A 20,160-nucleotide genomic window follows, 5' to 3' on the forward strand; every position below is an offset into this window, starting at 1 on the left:
TCAAAAGAGATGAGGGTGAGGGACAAAACAAGCTCCCCAGAGCTTAAGGCTCTGAGGAGGAAGGAGTGTCAGTACTCGTCTTTTCTGAACTATTCCCAGTGTCGGTATTGGTTGTATTTGTGCTGCTATCTTCTGGAACTTCTGTTGTCTTATTAAGTACTTCCTGTACGTAAGCCTTCAATTCCTCTTCACTACGAACGCCAAGCACATCGGATCCTCCGATATTCTGCTCAATTAGCAGTGACATGGGTGGGATTTGCTCACTGGCGATAATTTGGCTGTCATAGCCCACCGTGGCAAGCTTCCACATGTCATTGACGGAAAGATTGGTGTCGATGTAAGGATTAACTTTTTCAAGTATAGAAGGCAAACTCATGATAGCTGTAGTAGACTTCATTTTTGAAGCAAAAGCTTTAAGGAAATTACGTTGTCGTTCTGTTCGTGTAAAGTCGGACATGGCATCATGGCGGAACCTTACATATTGAAGAGCCGTAGTTCCGTCCAAATGCTGTTGTCCCTCTTTCAAATCGATATCATATTCATGGTTATCTGCTTTACTACTATACTTCATGTCTTTCTCAACGTAGAAATCAACACCACCTACAGCATCAACCAAAGCGATGAAACCTTGGAAATCAGTGTACACGTAATACTGGATGGGGATTCCGAGTAAGTCGGATACAGCTTGCATCGCTGTATTTGGACCGTGTGTTATCGCTGTATTAATGCGATCTTTACCGTACTCTGGTATCTTAGTATAAGTATCACGCATAATGGAGAAGAGATATCCTTTTTTGGATACTGGATCAATAGAAGCAACTAGCATTGTATCCGAACGAGGGACCTCACCTTTCTTCAAACCACGGGCATCAACGCCCATTAGCAGGATGTTAACCCGCTCTGTACCTTCCCATTTAGGGGGCTCTGGTATTTGGGCTTCAGGAGGCTGGACATTATAAAAGGGAGAATTTTCACCTTCCTTTTGGAAATTATCCACCTGGTTGTAAACGGCGATAAAATAATAAGCCGCGAGCCCGGCTATAGCGATCAAGACTCCAACAACAGACCAGATGATCGCTCGCTTTGTGCGTTTCGTCATTATGTTCGTTCCTTTCACCAAAAAACGATAAGTTTTGTTTTAGTATGTAGTGCATTATATCATTACATTATAATTTCTTTTGTAAATACAATCAATTTTCTATTTTACACAAACCAAGAGGAGGAATATGACATGTCAGAAATTCAAGTTAAAATAGGACAACCTGTACCAGAATTTAAGTTACCCGCTAGTGGAGGGGGAGAGATTTCGCTGAGTCAATTCCGTGGGCAAAAGGTCGTCATTTATTTTTATCCCAAAAATATGACCCCGGCTTGTACGCAGGAAGCTTGTGACTTTCGTGATCTGAGTAGTGTATTTGCCGAGCACAATACCGTGGTATTTGGAATTAGCGGTGACACAGTAACCTCGCATGATAAATTCATTATGAAGAAAGAGTTAACTTTTCCACTACTATCTGATGTAGATCATGAGGTATGTCGCATGTTCGGTGTCTGGCAGATCAAGAAGTTATATGGACGAGAATATGAAGGAATTGTTCGTTCCACTTTTCTGATTGATGAGGAAGGAAGGCTGCTCAGAGAGTGGCGAGGTGTGAGAGTTAAGGGGCATACAGATGAAGTGCTGGAGGCAGTAAAAGGAGGAATCTGATTTCCTTCTTTTTTAGTTTCGCCGTGATTTTGAAGGTTCGGCTTGTGGCTTCTTAAAGCGTTTAAGGTAGAAGGTATAAATACCCTTACGATAGCGAAGCAAAATATAGCCAAGGAGAAGCGCTACAATGGCAAGTGATGTCAATAATAAATACTTGATTGCTAGTTCGAATACTTTAGTCCATGCTGGTCCAAATACCTTGCCGATACTAAGGAATAGAATCGTCCATATTAAAGCACCACTGTATGCATATGCCGCAAATTTACGAAAAGGGACAACGATAATTCCGGAGAAATAGCCAGTAAAGTGACGAATACCCGGAATGAAATAACCGAGGGAGATCAGTGAATAGCCATATTTTTCAAACCAAAACTTCGTTTTGTCTAACTTCTGAGGGGAGAGGAATACCCATTTGCCGTATTTTGTGATGAAGGGAAGACCTACCTTCCGTCCAATCCAATAGGTGATGGTCATACCAAGTGTAGTACCCAAAAAGGACAGCGGAATGAGCCATTGTATGTCCAATACCCCTTTATAGGATAGAAACCCCGCATAAGCCATTGATGTCTCGCCTGGAAAAGGGAGTGCAATGAATTCGAGCAATAAACCTACGAAAACAACCCAATATCCGTAATCATTAAATAATGCTTCTATTCTCTCAAGAACTTCCATTAATCCAATCACGCTCCAAATCATCTTCGTAACGCTAGTCTATTTCATTCTCTATCTTCATACAATCTACCAGAAAGCCAAATGAATCGTATAAACGGTGGAGGTAGAAGTGATATGAGCAGAAAAGGGATTTCCGGTTTAATGATACTTCGGATCACTGCGGTCTTGATCGCGGTAATGATCGTGATTACCCAGTTTCACAGTGAGAAGGTGATCTTGCCGGAAGCTACCGCCCGTTCTGGGATAGGGTCTCAAGCAGTGTTGAACAAAGTAAAGAAAGTAGACACAGCAGGTACAAGGGATTCTGTTGGAGTCTCTTTAACAGCTTTGCCAATAAAACAAGAATTAGCCAAAGTAGAGGATAAGAAAAAGGTAGTATATCTCACTTTTGACGATGGACCTAGTGATTTAACTGATCAGGTGCTGGATATTCTGAAAGAAGCGAAAGCTCCATCGACCTTCTTTGTACTAGGAGCACAAGCCAAACGCTCCCCTGAAATTATTAATAGGATTGTAGAGGCAGGACATGCCCTTGGTAATCATACATACAACCATGAATACGATAAGTTATACCACAATTTTACCGAATTTTGGAGACAAATCAAGCAGACCGAGGAAGTAGTAAATGAGATTACGGGTTTCCGCCCACAATTGGTGCGTGCACCGGGTGGAACTTACGGTCATTTTGATGACACATACTTCAATCTTTTGGAGCAAGGAGGCTACAAAGTGTTCGATTGGGATCTCGATACGGGAGATTCCAAACGAAAAGGAGTTCCGGCTGCAGAGATTATCCGAAATATTACTTCAGCTAAACAGAAAGATAAAGTCATCGTACTTATGCATGATGGTGCAGGGCATGGTGAGACGGTGAAGGCTCTCCCCGAAATTATTGCCTTCTATAAAGATAAGGGGTATGAGTTTCGTGCTTTAACGGATGAAGTGAAACCTGTGCAATTTACGATTGATTCAAAGGTGAAATCTAAAGGACGTACCAACCCTTCTGTTGCATGGGTGGAGAGTCATATTGTTCCGAATTCAGCTCTATTTGGTCCACCAAAAGCTCTATATGTCGAAGCGGGTGGTGTGGAAATGAAACTTAATTCTGGAGAATATGAACTTCGTAATGGACAGTATCTAGTTCCCCTACGTGCGACGATGGAGCGACTGGGTGCTAAAGTAAGCTGGAATCACAAGGGACGAAGTGCTGTAATAAGTTGGGGGAAGGCTACAGTAACTCTCGATACAGAGAAGAACACACTCGCCGTAGAAGTACAAGGACAACTTCTGGAACAGAATGGGGTTAAGCTTGAAGTGAAGAATGGCTCGTTATGGTTACCACTACGGACCCTACTGGAGACGACGGGTCATGATGTAGTCTCCGTGATTTCTGGTGTGGAGGAGAACCGAGTCCAAGCATTGTAAGAGAAATATTTCCGAAAAAATCCTCTCTCTTGTACGTCTATTTTCGATAGCTTCTGGCGAAACTATTAATAGATTAGTACGCGGAGATGGAGGGGAAATGAAATGAATCACGATCAAGCTTGTGATTTACTAGAGCGACTCGTAAATAGAGTGGACACTGTGATCGTAGGAAAGAGGAAAGAAATAGAGCTCGCCGTCGTAGCGATGCTTTATGGTGGTCATATATTATTGGAAGATGTACCTGGTGTGGGGAAAACACTACTAGTTCGCACGTTAGCTGCATGTCTTGGGGGGACGTTTGGACGGATTCAATTTACTTCTGACTTAATGCCTTCCGATGTGACAGGAGTAACGGTGTACCATAATCATAATGGACAATTTCAATTCCGACCGGGACCAATTATATCTAATATCGTTCTAGCAGACGAGATTAACCGTGCTGCTCCACGAACGCAGTCGGCGCTACTAGAAGCTATGGAAGAGCGTAAAGTCACTGTTGATGGTGAAACACATACTTTACCTAAACCTTTTCTATTACTGGCGACACAGAATCCGTTGGAGTATGAGGGAACCTACCGATTGCCCGAAGCACAGCTTGACCGCTTCTTGATGCGGATTACACTTGGGTATCCCGGGCCGGATCAGGAGGTTGAAATGCTGGGACGTTTGCAAGAGTCGCGGCCCGTTGAGGAATTGAGACCGGTGTTACTACCCGAAGAGATGGTTCAGATGCAACGCCAGGTTAGGTCGGTATTTGTGGACGAGGTTATCAAGAAGTATTTGGTTGAAGTAGCGCAAGTCTCGCGAAATCATCCACAAACTTTGCTTGGAATCAGTCCGCGCGGAACGTTGGCATGGATGGGGGCCTCTCAGGCTATGGCTTATATCAAAGGACGCATGTATGTGATTCCTGATGATGTAAAGGCGGTAGCGGAAGCTGTTCTGTCGCATCGGATTGTGCCAAGAACGGAAGCCAGAATGTCGGGTGCCAGTGGGGATAAAGTTGTTATGGATCTACTGAACCAGACTTCCGTTCCGATGTTCAGTCGAGCCAAAGGATTGACCTCATGAGAAGTAGTATTCGGATATGGATAATTGCTGGAGCTTGCTTGGGATTTCTAGTGGCATTGTATGGATGGCGGGGAGGAAATTCCTCGCTGTTCTTAGTGCTGTCATTGTTCTTTGTTGTTCTTCAAGGAGCAGTAGTCCAGCTTGGTGGACCCAAAGAAGCTGTTGTGACGAGATCATGGTCTCCAGTCACCCCCTCGGTGGGTGATGATGTTGAAGTTACTTTATCTATTACTGTCTCAGGTGGTTTTCCACCTTTATGGCTAGAAGTTAGGGATAACTTTGCTGTATCCTCTTCGCGTAGTGGCAAGAGCATTTCAGAAGGGCAAAGAGGATTATTATGGTTTGCTGGATTTAGAAGGGAATATACCGGTACATACTCCCTAAAGGAATTGCCTCGTGGAATTTATGTGGATGGTCCTATATTAGTAACGTGGGGAGATGCATTCGGTTGGTTTAAAAGAAGTCTGTACATAGAAGGGCAAGACGTACTTATTGTCCACCCTTCTTCTTTGAAGTTTGTCTCCTCCTTGGTAGAGGGGATGGAAGAGGGAAATGATGACGCAGAAATATCATCCTTACCTAAAGCTTCTTCCCAGGTGGGGGGAGGCTTAAGGGAGTATGAAGCAGGAGATCCATTACGTCGCATAAATTGGAAGAGTTCCGCCAAGCGGGGGACATTAATGACCCGTATTCCAGATGAAACAGGAAGAGCACCGCACTACTTACTTCTCGATACAAGAAGTCGATCTTACACCCAGCCTCCGAATGAGAATGGAACTCCTGAAATGTCAAATCTGCAAGGGACAAACCGGATGTTTGAATTAGCTGTATCAGCAGCGGCCGCCTGGCTTAAGAGGGAAGTTGCTTCCGAGAAGGGAGACATTTATTTCTGCCACGGAGGTATGGAAGATCCATTACAGCTGTCAGGTAACCGGGGACTGAGCGAAGGATTGGACATGCTAGCTGACGTTCTGCAGGATAGTAAAGGCTTAAGACCAATCTCTGAAATGTTTCAGAGGGTTAATCTACATCGATCAGGAGGGTATCCATTACTGACAGTCGTCACTGGGATCATGACCACTGAACTGGCTGAATGCCTTTTGAAGCTTACGTATAGCGGAGTTCAACCTGAAGTATGGTGTGTCTATAGTGCAGCAGCCAGCACGGAGGTAAATGAGTGGAGTACTCGGCTTCGGGAGTCAGGCGTAGTCATTCGGTACCTTTCGCCAAGTAGAGGGACTCATTCTAGGACGGCAGGAGGGACAAGTTATGTTAGCGCCTAAGCCTAAGATGCAAGGATTCCCTGATCGCTCGCTTATAAATGTCCAGACTAGCAGAGATAAATATGGTGCCCTGAAGAAGTGGGGGCTACGGATGGTAGTATCACTACTGCTATTTGGGTTATTCAGTGAATGGCTTTATCCGCTGTATTCATTTATAGAAGAAGGTGAAACTATAATTATTAACACCTTCTTCGTATTAACGGGGGTCTTATTGTGTATTGGTTGTTTACGACTCCCTGTAGTTGTACATGTATCATTTCCACCGCTGCTCATTATAGCAACGATGTTTTACCTCTACGGGCAAGAGAAGGGGTTGTCCTGGTTTACTGGTTATTTAAAGGTTGGGATTAACGATGTAGCTGAGATATTTCAGTCAGGAAGATTGTATGGAATTAGTATGGAATCACGTGCGCTCCTATTACTGATCGGTTGGACGTTGCTGGTTGTCTCTGTGCAGATGTTAGCTATAAGTAAGGGAAGTATTCTGTTATTCTTTTCAGCCACCTTATTATACTTGTTAGCTCTTGATCTGGCTTTGGAGTTGCCCATATATGAAGGATTAATCCGCGCGACCTGTTGGGGGTTGGTTTTACAAGTTTTAGTCTTTATGATTCCTGCAGAGACCCCTTTTCTGGAGGGGGAGAATAAACTTATAGCTACCGCATCTCGTGCCCGTAGAACGTGGATTATGGTTGGGAGTGCAACTGCAATAGGTTGTGTTCTCGGTGCTGTATTGCTCGGTTCAGTGATCCCCGTTCGTCCCATGGCGAACATTCCGTGGTACAAAGCAATCCAAGCTGTTGAGGGGTGGAGTGGCACGACTTTAAGCGGGGAACAGCGTTCAAATTCTGCTGTATCAGGCTATAGTCGTGACGATACTGTACTAGGTGCTCCTTTGACTTTGCGACAGGAGCCTTTTTTCACGGCGATCTCTCCCGTTCCAACTTATTGGCGCGGAGAGAGTAAGAGTACGTACAACGGACGTGGTTGGACACAGTCACCATCAATGAGGAGTGCCCACGGTGAGAGAATCGCTTCAACTTTACCTAGGAGTATTTCCCCTACTGGGAATGAATTAATCCAACAAAGTATTACATTTGCTGAACCTATGAGCGGCGAGGTAGTACTTATGGGGGGCGGACTCCCGGTGAGTGTAGGTGGGATTGATATGGGGAGTGTTCAGGCTGGATCATCCCAGATAATACCTCAGTTTGACGATGGAGCGGATGCCTTTTTGCTTGATTCTGTCCCAGCTTCACAACCCATTCATGGTTATGAACTGACGGTGGAACTGCAGACGGTTCCAAGTGACCAACTTCGTAATATTCAAGGGACGGATCCCGATGAAATTTCACAGAGTTACTTACAAATTCCTGAGACTTTACCAGAACGGGTGCGGAGTCTTGGTATCAGCTTGGTCAAGGATAAAGAGAACCGTTATGAATCTGTCCTAGCCGTGATGGACTATTTGAAGACTCATTATACCTACAACCTCACTTCTGAGGTACCGCCGCAGGGCAATGACTTCGTAGATCAATTTCTCTTCGAAGATCGTATTGGATACTGTGATCATTTCTCCACTGCCATGGCTGTACTACTGAGGAGTGCAGGCATCCCGAGCCGGTGGGTAAAAGGATTCTCTCCAGGCGAACCGAGTGAGCAGTATAACCATCAATACAATGTAAGTTATGCGGATGCGCATGCATGGGTTGAGGTGTATTTTCCCGAGAAAGGGTGGGTGCCATTTGATCCTACACCTGGGTATAATAACGATCCTACTGAGTCTGATACATCGTATAATGACGGAAAGACCACCTGGTTATCGACTCTGGTTCCGTTTATAAGAAACATTGGATTGACTATATATCATGGGATAAGTGAGTTTGTCCCAAAACTTCAGATGTGGCTACATAAATATGGGGTAACTGGGATTACAATAGTATTAGGAGTTGGGTTTGTTTCACTCATGCGTAGGGAGATGATGTTTCGCAAAAATATCGTGTTCTTATGGTTGCTGGTAATCAAGCCTTATCGTCGCTTTCCCAATCGAATGGAGCTGCTATACGCAGCGGAACGAGTATGGCGAGAAGTGTATTTGATCCATGGACCAAAGCCACTTATGATAACTGCAAGGGAATATGCCCAATCCATCATTCGGGAAAATAGTGAAAGAGGAGAAGCATTGGAACGCTTTGTAACCGTCTGGGAATCCCTTTATTATGGCGGAAATGGACTAGATCGGAAGGGGAGTAGGACCTTCCTGAAAGAGTGTTGGAATTTGGCAATTCAGCAGGAATAACATCTCAAATGGATCTTCCTTGACGATCTCTTTTGTCGTTTCGTATAATTAGTGTCATGAATTAAGGGAGGCTCGGTAATGAAAAAGCCAAGTGAAATTATTGTTGTCCTAGATTTTGGTGGACAATACAATCAACTAATTGCAAGAAGAATTCGGGATTTAGGGGTTTACAGCGAATTATTGCCATATAACACAACAGCAGATCGTCTGCGTGAATTGGCTCCGAAAGGAATTGTATTCTCTGGAGGACCATCAAGCGTTTATGCGGAGGATGCTCCGAAGATCGATCCAGCTATCTATGATCTTGGAGTACCTATCTTTGGGATTTGCTACGGTATGCAGCTAATGGCTCAGGATTTGGGCGGCAAGGTAGAACGTGCAGCGAAGCGTGAGTACGGAAAGGCTGATGTGGATTTTGCAGATCATTCTGTGCTGACAAAAGGCCTGGATGCTAAACAAACTGTCTGGATGAGTCACGGAGATCATGTTGTGGAACTTCCGACAGGATTTCGCATTGATGCTTCGACTGAGCATGCACCTATCGCAGGTTTTGCTAATGAAGAACGGCGGATGTTTGGTTTACAGTTCCACCCTGAAGTGCGGCACTCAGTGCATGGTAATGAGATTATCTCTAATTTCCTGTTTGAAGTATGTGGCTGTAAAGGCGACTGGAGTATGGAGACGTTTATCGAGGATGCGATTCAAGATATTCGTAATAAGGTTGGCGACAAAAAAGTACTTTGCGCACTAAGTGGTGGTGTCGATTCCTCCGTAGTGGCGATGCTTATTCACCGCGCGATTGGCGATCAGTTGACATGTATGTTTATTGATCATGGTTTGCTACGCAAAGGCGAAGCAGAGAGTGTCATGGAGACATTTGTTGGGAAGTTTGATATCCATGTCGTGAAGATTGATGCACGCGAGCGTTTCCTCAGCAAGCTGGCAGGTGTGGATGATCCCGAGCAGAAACGTAAAATTATTGGTAATGAATTCATTTACTGTTTCGACGAAGAATCAGCTAAGATCGGTGATTTTGATTTCCTAGCGCAAGGTACGTTGTATACGGATATCGTAGAGAGCGGAACAGCGACAGCACAAACGATCAAATCGCATCATAATGTTGGCGGATTACCTGAAGATATGAAATTCAGTCTAATCGAGCCGTTGAACACACTCTTTAAAGACGAAGTACGTAAAGTCGGCGAAGAGCTTGGTATGCCACATGCGATCGTCTGGAGACAACCATTCCCAGGTCCAGGACTTGCGATTCGTGTACTCGGCGAAGTGACAGAGGAGAAACTTACGATTGTTCGTGATTCTGACTTCATTTTGCGTGAAGAAATCGCTAAGGCAGGACTTGATCGTGAGATCTGGCAGTATTTCACCGCATTGCCGAACATGAAGAGTGTAGGCGTTATGGGTGATGCTAGAACCTATTCTTACACAGTAGGTATCCGCGCAGTAACTTCCATCGACGGTATGACAGCTGACTGGGCACGTATCCCATGGGATGTGCTTGAGAAAATTTCTGTTCGTATCGTAAACGAAGTAGAAAACGTAAACCGTATCGTCTACGACGTTACTTCGAAACCACCTGCAACGATTGAGTGGGAATAGACTTTAAATATTGACGATGTTCTACGCTTGTTAATCCTTGCTACATAAGGCGTAGCGGCGTTGACATCGGAGATATTCCACTTACACCTGCAACAATTGAGTGCAAAAAATTACTCTCTTTTATTTGCGTTATTTAGCGAATAGAAGGGAGTATTTTTTATGACTAAAATAAATGAACTAATCGAGGACTTTAGGCTGAACCAAGAAATTCTAGGTAGAGAAAAGAAGTACATCGATCTTTGTCTATTCCGATTGTGGAGATGGGAAGAGTTCACAGTAAATGTGTTAAGTATTGTAGAAACTGAGGATGTGACACCACTTCATATCAAAAGATATATACAGGAACGTCAACGTGTCGGAAGTGAAGTTAACAGAACAATTAACAACACTATCGCTACTTTGAAGGTGTTTTTTCAATACTTGGTAAGCGAAGAGTTTATTGATGAGCAGGATAACCCAATGCGGAGGATTCGTAACCTCAAGGAAGAGAAGACAGTTATTGTTACGTTCAATGACGATGAAGTATCACGTATCATTAATGATCTGAAAGAAGAGACGTATTCAAATGTTCGAGACAAACTCATTCTTATTATGCTCTTTGACACAGGTATAAGGGTTTCTGAACTGTGTGACATTAAAGACAGTGACATAGCTAGGCGACATATATTAATTCATGGGAAAGGCTCTAAACAGCGTCTGGTGTACATTAGTAATATCATGCGGAAGTACATGAGGAAATACGAGGTATTAAAGAAGGAGCGATTCAAAAAAAGACTACAGGATGAAATAGAGGGTTACTACTTCCTAGATCAATCGGCTGTAAGGTTATCCCGCTCACGTATCAATAAGATTTTAAAGGAGCATTGTATTAATGCTGGAGTACGAAAAGAAGTTAGATGCTCACCTCATGATTGTCGGCATTTTTTCGCACAAAAGCAGTTAAAGAATGGGATTGATATTTACAGCTTGAGTAGACTGATGGGACATTATGATACGCAAATAACTTCCAAGTATTTAAGGGGATTAGAGCAAGAGGATATACTAGAGATTGGACGTATTCATAGCCCATTAAAACTTTTGAAGATAAAGCAAAATGCTAACCCCAATACCTGAAATAGGTCGTTGATAGGTGAGTGGTTGGCTATTGAGGAGGACGCAACACTATAATAGCTTATAGCAACTTCTAGTATGCATTTTAAGCTCTTGTAACGAACTTAATGAGGAAATGTATAATTAGGATGCAGAGGAGTAATATAAGTCGTTATAGACCGTTTGATGATGGAGTGTTACATGATCTAGTGTCAAAAGGAATAAACTTAACTTCAACATACATAGGATTAAAAGTATTGGCTGTTATGTGAACGGCTTTGAGTGGTTGGATGTTGATTGAATTAGGTTGTGTGAGTACGAGGGTCCAGAAATATAATACTTTACTGAATATATCTATTTTTTGACATAAATAACTTTTTGTGTTATACTATAATAGTGGTGAAAGAGGTCACATTGAAACCACGACAAATAATATAGCGTGAGCTTGCTACATCTGTAGCAGGCTTTTTCTGCTGTTTACAAAGGAGATTTAACTGTGAGACATGAAAAGAAATTTGAACAAACGAGTTTAGTACGGGAAGAATGTCGGATGATAAGGCTTAAGATGCGGATCAAGCTGAGAGAAGTAGCTGACCATCTGGGGTGTGAGCTTGAACACGTCAGCAGGTGGGAGAATGGAAAAGTCAACTTTTCAAAGAAACGGCTCATTAAATATATTGAGTTATGTGAGGAGTGGCAATCATGAGCTTATGTATTGTAGCAAATAATCCTTATATGAAATACTTAGTGATAGCATCTGATGGAAGAATAACTAAATATGGTGAGGTGGCTGGAGATGACTTCAAAAAGTTAACGCTCATCAATGAACATGTATCGATCTTTACGTCAGGCATTGTTACGTGTGCAGAGGAATTAAGAACAGTTGTAACTTCAAAATCAAAAGATAAGAACATAGATGAGATTGCGATGATCGCACAAGAAGAAAGTATAAGAATAAATAATGATTTCCATTTCAAGTATCCTAATTACTTTGAAGGGAATAACCGCACAGATATGGCAACTATTATTGGTTTCTTTGACATACACAGAAATGAGAGCGGCTACATTAAATTGTGCAGATCTGATGGCTACACACCACATAAGATAATCGATTCCTCAGTTCAGACGAGTGGATACTCTCAAGATCTTGCGATGAGCTATTTCTTAGATCATTTCAATGGATCTGAACCATGTGAACCGATGTATGACGCATTTAAGTATGTTAGTGAATCAGACAATTCTGTTGGTGGCGTTATGAAAATGCACGTCATTAGTAATCAAGGAACTAGTATTTATCAGGCGGTGATTTAAATTGTTAATGAGTAAGAATGTTAAAATGGGGCCGAACGCAACGATCAGCTGGGGGCAAGTAACCAGTCAACCGAGAGCATCTGATTTGGGTGGATTAATGGACAATTCGCCCAAGTTGACATACATAGATGCTAATGGGATATATACTGGATCCCTTACAGCAGATCAGATTAGAGCTGGGAAGATTAGTGCTAATTACATCAAGGGCGGAATAATCAGTGGAGTAGACATCGATGTTGAGAATGGAATTAAAGTTGGGAATACAATAACGGTAGGAAAGTCATTAGATCAAAGTTTGAAATCAATTAAGTTTACAAATTCATCTGGTATCACATGTAAAAGTGATGCTATGACGATTTCAGCAGATACTCTCCATTTTGCCTGTAGTAGTATTACTGGGATTACAGCGACGTTTGGATAAAAAAACAATAATACAGCCCTGAAAGTTTAGGTTGTATGAGATTACACCTGAACTTCAAGAAGCTTAAAACGAAATCCAGTTACAGAAAAAGATTAATAATTAGGAGTTGGATTATATATGAATACTTTAAATAAGCATGACTTCTTCTATTGCTATAGCTTGGAACTGTTTAAGTTTCTAAAATTCCAGAAGAATATTGATTACGTTTGCACAGCTTATCATGAGCGTACTCACAACAAGTTCTGGCAGTTTGCTGGTACAGATGAATTGCAAGATGCTATTAGTGAGTATAGAAAGTTAAATAAGAATGGTATATAATAACGAGTGGAAAATAACGGTATGTTTTAGTACCTAAGGAGAAAAATACGGTCTATTGTGGACTGTCACTGTGGAAAAACAAGGTCTGATTCGGACTGTCATCTAAGATAAAAACGGTCTGATTTGGTACTGATTTTACACAGTATACAAAGAAAACTTATTACAAAGAATACTTATTACATAGAAGTGACTCTCTGCGAGAGCTGGAAGGTATGTTTATTTTTTAATTTAATTGGTTTGGTTATTATTCATGGAGGTTATTTTAATGGCAAAGAACGATGAAAGATTTATACCTGTTGCTAATGCATTTTTTGATCGAGACGGAAAGTCTAAATTGAATCCAAGGGAACTTTATTTATATTCCTATTTACATGCTATGAGATCGTTTATGTATATAGATTATACTATCACAAATCTGGGTTTATTATCGTCTCAGGTTCATTTTGTTAAGAAAGACAAAGACAATAGAAAGTATATTTGTGAAGCTTTGACATCGTTGAGAGATAAGAAAATCTTGATATTCGATGACGTTGATATTAGAAAGGAAAAATGCATTGAGATACGTTTCAAGACCTTTATTAGAGGTTATGAGAAAATACCTTATTCATTTTTTAATAATACAACTGGCATCGAAGAATATATGGTTCTATGTGCTATCAAGATACGTAAGAGAGCAATTTCTTTTGATGAGTGGGCATGTATTTTAGATTGTTCATCAAAACATGCCAAGACGAAAATACTTGAGATGGTATCCATTGGAATAATCAATGTTAGTAATGGCAAGTATTATGTCAATGATCAGGGTGAGTGGCGGCAAGAAACTAATGAATATGAAGTTAATGATGACTTCACACCAGAAGATGATGACAATGATGATGATTTAGTTATTGATTCAGTTGAGGAAGAAACTAGATCAAACAATTGGGGCAAAACAGGTGCAAAGTTAACTGATAAGGACTTTTACATATATCTAACATCAAAGGATAATAAGTTTAGAACTAAATGTGAAAATATCATTAATAAGCTTGAGAATCCTACAAAGCTAGGTAGTAAGCCTTTTGACTTCACGAGAATGAGAGACATGGCACAGAAACGAATCGATGATGAATCAAGGGGAAAGAAGCAGTCAGACGAAAAAGAATTTGTAGAACAATCACAAAATACTGTTGTTCGTCTAAAGTCTAATGAACTTGTTGAATTTAATGATGGCATTAACATAAGCGATGTAAGAGAAATATTATATGCAACTTATAATGAGGATACTTACCATCAATATGTTAAATCATTTAGCATCAATGATCTGTTGGATGGTTGTTACGCTGAAACAAAGCAATCAGTAAGAGAACAATTATCGTCAATGATTAAAGAATCTAAATTTGATGATGAAATGAAACGTCAAATTAGGTCTTTTAGAGACGCAATTGTATCAAAAAATAATAAACAAAGGCGTTATGATGAAGAGTGGGAACGCGATGAATTTAGCTTTGATGGTCAAAATATGTCAAATCTAAGTTTACAAAGTCGTATTCGCAATCAGAATGTTGAAAACAAGAAGAATAAGAGTGATCTTTCTGACTTCTTGGATTGAAATATGAAAGAAATTATTGCCACTACGATCCAATAGTTGATTGTGGTGGCAATGTTATATATCGATATAGTATGGTTATAGTTCTTGTTATAGGTATATGTTATAGGGTGTGTCATAATTATAGTATAGGTTATAGGAAGGAACTCTAATACAACTTTAGCGAAGGTGTAGATTAAGTGAGGGGAAGATATTACGATGCTGTTTTATTCCGGCTCAATAATAATGGGGGTGCTGAACGAACTCTGTCATTGTTACGTTTCGCTTACGCTACACTTCACAACGCCAGACCTGCCGCACCACCCCCGCGCTAGCGCGCTCCCCCTCACGGCAGAACGAAATCTTTTTTTAGATGACTCTTACAGTTCGTCCACTGTTACATACGCCGATACCAGATTAGATTTTTTCGAAATGACTGTAAATTACAAGTATAAATGACGTATGCCTTATTTATTCTTGTTTCGTATATATTTGTTGAAAACTTGAATATTCTCGATAAGACATCGTTAACATGTAGTTCATTGTGGTTATTATCATTATAATAAGCTAACGCTCTTATGTTATATAAGGGCTGCATAGAACAATAATAATAAGTTACATGAAACGACTCCCCTTTTTGGGGAGTTTTTCTGTTTTTACGGTGTCCATACATCGATCGAAGCATATGATAATCCCAACTTGTTGAATTGGAGTGGTGAATGATGGGCAATATCAAGAAGGGTAAGGGATTCAAGTTTCCACCGATCAAGAGAGTGAAGATATCTGCTACTTATAAGAAGATTCAGGTCTCCGTTCCAGATGCTCCTGTGAGTGAAGTGTTGCCCGATAGGATTACATTCTACGTGGATAATAGGTTTACCACTAAACAAGTGAATCGGATTAGGCAGATGATCGGTGTAGTTCTTAACAATTGGAGAAATCATTTCGATGAGTTGAACAACGGAGCGCACCGTTCTCGTTATCAAAACTGTGTCAATAAATATGCTCGATTTAATCTAGCGCCAGTCTGGTTTGACGAAAAGTTATCTAACGGATCTGCTGCCGCAGGAGTTCAGATGGATGGATTCACGACAATGATTGCTGTTAATGGATTCGATAGGGCGGCAAAGGCATATATCATGTATCAAAAATCTGGTAGCTCCACAATTAAAGGTATGAATGCGTCAAACCCTGAAAAAGCCTCCCTATCCGTTACAATTAATGCAACAGCTCTCGACAATACAAGTGTATCCACGATATTTCTTGGAGGATCACTTCAACATGCTTGGCTACATAGAGAAGGGTATCGTCATCCAATAGGTAAATACATATCGTATTTCGCAGGAGAGGCGAGTATGTGTGTAATGAGAGGTAATAATGATAAGACGAGTACGCCAGCTAACACATATACGAAATGGTTGGATTGATAAATTAAGTAATGAAGTATTTCAAATTGAGTGCGAGAATTATTTGTACTGTCAATTTCTCTTCAAATTTAATGTCTCATATGAGTAGACTCTCTTGGGACAAAATGGACATGCAGTGTTATCAGTGGTTTGGTGTGTCCCGTATGCATGTCCCATATATAGTGGTACAATATGGTTAGATAATACATATTGGAACGAGGTTGATGTAGATGATATACGGATATGCGAGAGTCAGTAGCGTTGGTCAGAATTTAGATGTACAGTTTAAACAATTACAAGATTATGGCTGTGGCAAAATATTTAAAGAGAAAGTTAGTGGTAGGACTAGAGAGCGAAAGGAACTGCAAGCGATGCTTGCAAGTGCAAGTGAAGGAGACACAATAGTAGTTCCAAAGCTTGATCGTCTGGCACGGAGTACAAGAGACGCACTAACAATTATTGATGATCTGAATAAACGTAAGATAGCTCTTGTTATTTTAAATATGGGTGGAGATGTTGTTAATACGGCAACTGCTATTGGGAAGCTCCTTATAACTGTACTAAGTGGTATTGCAGAATTTGAAGCTGACATGACTAAAGAAAGGCAGACTGAGGGTATTGCAGAAGCCAAATTAAGAGGTGTTTATAAGGGGCGCCCAAAGAAATATACGGGTAAACATAGCGGATTGAATCATGCCATTGATTTATTTGTGAATAGGAATACTAATAAGTATACAGTAAAGCAGATATGTGAAATTACCAAAATAGGACGCAGTACACTGTATCGGGAGTTACAGGAACGTGGACTACAAGAAGCTGTGATTTGAATAGGAATATAACATGTTAAAGTATCAATCGAAAAATAAAGATCATGAATGTTATGTGAAAGGTAACCCTTGCGAGGAAGGCTTCTGTTTGTATGAGCTTATACATACAGTTTATTCTGGATCCATGTTCAGCGGACATGATTCTTCGTTATAGCAAGCCAATTCAAGAAGATACGCTGTTTGAGGTTGAGGCTTATTTAACAATAGCCACTCTTATGAGTGGCTATTGTTAAATGTGGGGGATATTTTTTACTTTTTGATGTTATATTGCGTCTGTATAAGAGAGTAGCACATCTGTCGAACGAATAAGTTGCTTTTTGTAAAAAAATATGGAAAATTACTCATGTATATGATAGTATTGCTAAAAATATCATAATAACCAAATTATACTATATCAATATTTATCACTCTTGTAAACACTTTTTGTGAGAGACTAGTAGATTGAAATAATGCTATTAATTAGAGAGCTAAAATGTTTCATATTGTTCAATTTCAATGCCTATCTTTTGGCTTTTGAGTCAATAGAGAATGCTTTATTGATTTGTAAAAGTTAAGTAATCCTATAAAAGTTATGCTTGGTTGGTGATTATTTAATGAATACAGGGGTGAGAGTATGACGGATTATCAAAAAAAAGCATTAAACGCTCAAATAATCGCTATTGATCATGGGAACGGTTATGTTAAAGGGTACACTAGCGAAAAAAAACTGCTTCTACCTAATCAATTTATCCGAAAGGATTTATTGTTATCAAAACCATATTTTGATTTAGACGAGTACACATCTATTAAATTTGAGAATGAGACGTACTTCTGGGGGAAGAACATCTGTATGGAACTAAACCCAATAAGTACTTTTTCTCTCCATGATCGTTACATTCAAAAACCATACAAGTTGTTATCTGAGTTCACTCTCGCTGAAATGGCAGAAGATCATAATGAATTGATTGTAGTCACTGGTGTTCCTTCAGATCAGATTAGAACAAGAGAAGTAGGTGACCTTAAGAAAGTGTTTGAGGGAATGCATGAAATGAAAGTCAATGGCTGTAAGAAATTTATTGAGGTGAAAGATGTATATATACTTACACAGCCACTTGGAACATTTCTGTATATCTACCTCGATGATGAAGGTAACATTGTTGATCCAGACATCGAAGAAGAACATGTTGGTATCATTGATGTTGGTGCTGGAACGTTTAATTTAGATGGTATTCATAGGATGAAGGCAGTATATGAAGATCGTGACACTTTTGCTGAGGGATTGTTCAAGGTTTACAGACGTATCTCTGACTACATAAACAAAGAGTATCCAGAAGCTAAGGCTACTCCGAAGCTTGTAGAGTTACAGTTCCTTGGAGATAATCTTGAGTCATATCGGGTGTCCAAGCGTGTATCGATAGATATAAAAAAGATTAAAGATATCGTGTTCAACGAATATATAGATGACATCATTCCTAAGATCAATCAGCTCTGGACAAGACGTTCTAAATTTGATCGAATCCTTCTTACTGGTGGCGGAGCTACACCTCTTGCACCTTACCTTCTCAACTGGGAAAGGGATATCGAAGTTCCTAATGTAGAGAACTGTCAACTCACTAATGCTATTGGCTTTTATAGATTCGGAGTGGCTAAAGTAAATAATCGAATAGAGTAGCAAAGAAGAAAAGTTCAATCGCTTGATACAGATGGTAATGCTGTAGGAGTAAATCACAGCCTTGATTTCTACGAGACTGTCAACGAGGACATAGTCGCTGTAATGGATAAAGAACAGATGTTGCTCGAGTAAATAGGGATTTAACCTATAAAGAGACATTAGAAGTTAGAAATGGGAAAATTGTTATAAGGAGATAAGGAAATGGGGAAGTTCGATAAGATTGACGAACTAAAGAAGCTGTTTGATCTGTACAGACCGCTTCCGAAAGCAGCACTCAAAAGTCTCCAGAGTGCAATAGCAGTTGATATGACATATAACTCTAATGCAATTGAAGGTAACACTCTGACACTATCAGAGACTAAAGTAGTCGTTGAAGATGGCATCGCTATTGGTGGCAAGACTGTCAGAGAACACCTTGAAGCATTGAACCATTATGAAGCAATTGAATATGTTGAGTCGATAGTTGATGATGCTGAGGTTGGTGAAGATACAATAAAGAACATTCATTATCTCATCATGAAAGGAATCGACAAGGAAGCAGCTGGATCGTATCGGATTGCCAACGTAATAATATCTGGCAGTGAACATGTGCCACCGAACCACATACAAGTTCCTGCTGAAATGGAGAAGCTAATCTCATGGTATGATGAAGCTAAAATGTATCTACATCCTGTCGAACTTGCAGTACAGTTTCATTTTAAGCTTGTATATAATCACCCTTTTAGAGATGGCAATGGACGAACAGCTAGACTCTTGATGAACCTGATACTAATGCAATTCGGATATCTCCTAGTAATCGTGAAGGTGAGCGAGAGAGTCAAATATATTAATGCTTTGGAGAAAGCAAGTACAACAGGGAATGTGGGAGATTTATTGAAGCTGATAATTGAATACGTTGAAGAGAGTTTCAAGAAGTGTTTTTTCATTGCTGGAATAGAGATTCATAATAGTGAGTGATATATTGCATCTTGATATAGCTGATACTACTTTACTTTTTCGAGGTTAGTTCAAAATAATTCAGATGAAAAGACCTTGAAGACGTATCCACACATGCTCAAGATCATGCTGTGTGAGAATGTAGAAGAGCTTTGCTTGAATCATAGGATATAAATGTTATTATATGTATATATTAATAAAAGACCGTAGCGCTAACTACGGTCATCATGATAGCTGCTTTTAAGGGCAGTTGGCTTGAGCAAAAAGTGATGAATTACAAGAAAAGTAGATCGCGTACCTTTGTCAGAGGGCGGTCTACTTTTTCTTTAGGTATGTGAGCAAAGCGAGAATGAACATTAAACTCAGTGCTTCAAAAACGCTCACCAGACACGCGCCACAGCTTCATTACAGGGCTTGTAAGTGCGGGTGAAGACATAAGTGTGATTCGAAGCCTAAGTCATAGCTCAGCGGATATGATTCTTCGGTATAGTATGCCTAGTGAGGAAGATAAGCAGCATGCAGTTGAACGATTACATAGGGAAAAGCCACTCTTTTGAGTGGC

General features: G+C 40.5%; 19 protein-coding genes. 17 read left to right on the top strand and 2 right to left on the bottom strand.

Translation table 11 applies throughout. The annotated features are described in order from the left end of the window. Positions 1-43: 43 nt before the first annotated feature. Positions 44-1,099, bottom strand: a complete 1,056-nt coding sequence (locus EJP82_RS20730; RefSeq protein ID WP_127193976.1) for an LCP family protein — start codon at positions 1,097-1,099, stop codon at positions 44-46. Positions 1,100-1,231: 132 nt separating this feature from the next. Here EJP82_RS20730 and bcp point away from each other — a divergent pair, with 132 nt between their 5' ends. Next, positions 1,232-1,708, top strand: coding sequence for a thioredoxin-dependent thiol peroxidase (gene bcp / locus EJP82_RS20735; protein WP_127193977.1), 477 nt, complete (start codon positions 1,232-1,234; stop codon positions 1,706-1,708). A 12-nt stretch (positions 1,709-1,720) separates the two neighbouring features. Here bcp and EJP82_RS20740 read toward each other — a convergent pair whose 3' ends face one another. Then, on the bottom strand, positions 1,721-2,380 hold the full coding sequence (locus EJP82_RS20740; protein ID WP_127193978.1) for a DedA family protein: 660 nt from the start codon (positions 2,378-2,380) through the stop codon (positions 1,721-1,723). Between the two features lie 114 nt (positions 2,381-2,494). On the opposite strand from EJP82_RS20740, the gene EJP82_RS20745 reads away from it, so the two are divergent. From EJP82_RS20745 to EJP82_RS20815, 16 genes are all read left to right on the top strand, one after another. Continuing rightward, positions 2,495-3,805, top strand: coding sequence for a polysaccharide deacetylase family protein (locus tag EJP82_RS20745; RefSeq protein ID WP_246054349.1), 1,311 nt, complete (start codon positions 2,495-2,497; stop codon positions 3,803-3,805). A 102-nt stretch (positions 3,806-3,907) separates the two neighbouring features. After that, positions 3,908-4,876: an AAA family ATPase gene (locus EJP82_RS20750; protein ID WP_127193980.1), complete on the top strand. Its 969-nt coding sequence runs from the start codon at positions 3,908-3,910 to the stop codon at positions 4,874-4,876. Further along, entirely contained in the window at positions 4,873-6,159 is a 1,287-nt protein-coding gene (locus EJP82_RS20755; RefSeq protein ID WP_127193981.1) for a DUF58 domain-containing protein, read from the top strand. Before EJP82_RS20750 ends, EJP82_RS20755 begins: the two co-directional genes overlap by 4 nt. After that, a complete protein-coding gene (locus EJP82_RS20760; RefSeq protein WP_127193982.1) occupies positions 6,146-8,458 on the top strand; it encodes a transglutaminase TgpA family protein in 2,313 nt (770 codons plus the stop codon). The genes EJP82_RS20755 and EJP82_RS20760 overlap by 14 nt, the downstream gene beginning before the upstream one ends. 78 nt (positions 8,459-8,536) lie before the next feature. Next, on the top strand, positions 8,537-10,075 hold the full coding sequence (gene guaA / locus EJP82_RS20765; RefSeq protein ID WP_127193983.1) for a glutamine-hydrolyzing GMP synthase: 1,539 nt from the start codon (positions 8,537-8,539) through the stop codon (positions 10,073-10,075). Positions 10,076-10,234: 159 nt separating this feature from the next. Beyond that, the gene (locus EJP82_RS20770; RefSeq protein ID WP_127193984.1) at positions 10,235-11,188 is read left to right on the top strand and encodes a tyrosine-type recombinase/integrase; all 954 of its coding nucleotides are present in this window, start codon (positions 10,235-10,237) and stop codon (positions 11,186-11,188) included. A 472-nt stretch (positions 11,189-11,660) separates the two neighbouring features. Then, positions 11,661-11,870, top strand: coding sequence for a helix-turn-helix domain-containing protein (locus EJP82_RS20775; protein ID WP_127193985.1), 210 nt, complete (start codon positions 11,661-11,663; stop codon positions 11,868-11,870). Continuing rightward, positions 11,867-12,475, top strand: coding sequence for a hypothetical protein (locus EJP82_RS20780; protein ID WP_127193986.1), 609 nt, complete (start codon positions 11,867-11,869; stop codon positions 12,473-12,475). Before EJP82_RS20775 ends, EJP82_RS20780 begins: the two co-directional genes overlap by 4 nt. 7 nt (positions 12,476-12,482) lie before the next feature. Further along, positions 12,483-12,896, top strand: coding sequence for a hypothetical protein (locus tag EJP82_RS20785; RefSeq protein ID WP_127193987.1), 414 nt, complete (start codon positions 12,483-12,485; stop codon positions 12,894-12,896). A gap of 117 nt (positions 12,897-13,013) precedes the next feature. After that, positions 13,014-13,214 carry a hypothetical protein gene (locus tag EJP82_RS20790; RefSeq protein WP_127193988.1) on the top strand — a complete coding sequence of 67 codons (201 nt, stop codon included), beginning with the start codon at positions 13,014-13,016 and terminating at the stop codon, positions 13,212-13,214. A gap of 265 nt (positions 13,215-13,479) precedes the next feature. Continuing rightward, positions 13,480-14,802 carry a hypothetical protein gene (locus tag EJP82_RS20795; RefSeq protein WP_127193989.1) on the top strand — a complete coding sequence of 441 codons (1,323 nt, stop codon included), beginning with the start codon at positions 13,480-13,482 and terminating at the stop codon, positions 14,800-14,802. A 695-nt stretch (positions 14,803-15,497) separates the two neighbouring features. Further along, the gene (locus tag EJP82_RS20800; protein ID WP_246054351.1) at positions 15,498-16,205 is read left to right on the top strand and encodes a hypothetical protein; all 708 of its coding nucleotides are present in this window, start codon (positions 15,498-15,500) and stop codon (positions 16,203-16,205) included. A 209-nt stretch (positions 16,206-16,414) separates the two neighbouring features. Beyond that, on the top strand, positions 16,415-17,011 hold the full coding sequence (locus tag EJP82_RS20805; RefSeq protein ID WP_127193990.1) for a recombinase family protein: 597 nt from the start codon (positions 16,415-16,417) through the stop codon (positions 17,009-17,011). Positions 17,012-17,103: 92 nt separating this feature from the next. Further along, the gene (locus EJP82_RS28020; RefSeq protein ID WP_170220255.1) at positions 17,104-17,244 is read left to right on the top strand and encodes a hypothetical protein; all 141 of its coding nucleotides are present in this window, start codon (positions 17,104-17,106) and stop codon (positions 17,242-17,244) included. Positions 17,245-17,624: 380 nt separating this feature from the next. Beyond that, positions 17,625-18,662, top strand: coding sequence for a ParM/StbA family protein (locus EJP82_RS20810; protein ID WP_127193991.1), 1,038 nt, complete (start codon positions 17,625-17,627; stop codon positions 18,660-18,662). A gap of 201 nt (positions 18,663-18,863) precedes the next feature. Then, on the top strand, positions 18,864-19,619 hold the full coding sequence (locus EJP82_RS20815) for a Fic family protein (protein WP_127193992.1): 756 nt from the start codon (positions 18,864-18,866) through the stop codon (positions 19,617-19,619). Positions 19,620-20,160 lie beyond the last annotated feature (541 nt).

The organism is Paenibacillus anaericanus (assembly GCF_003994475.1).
GTDB lineage: Bacteria > Bacillota > Bacilli > Paenibacillales > Paenibacillaceae > Fontibacillus > Fontibacillus anaericanus.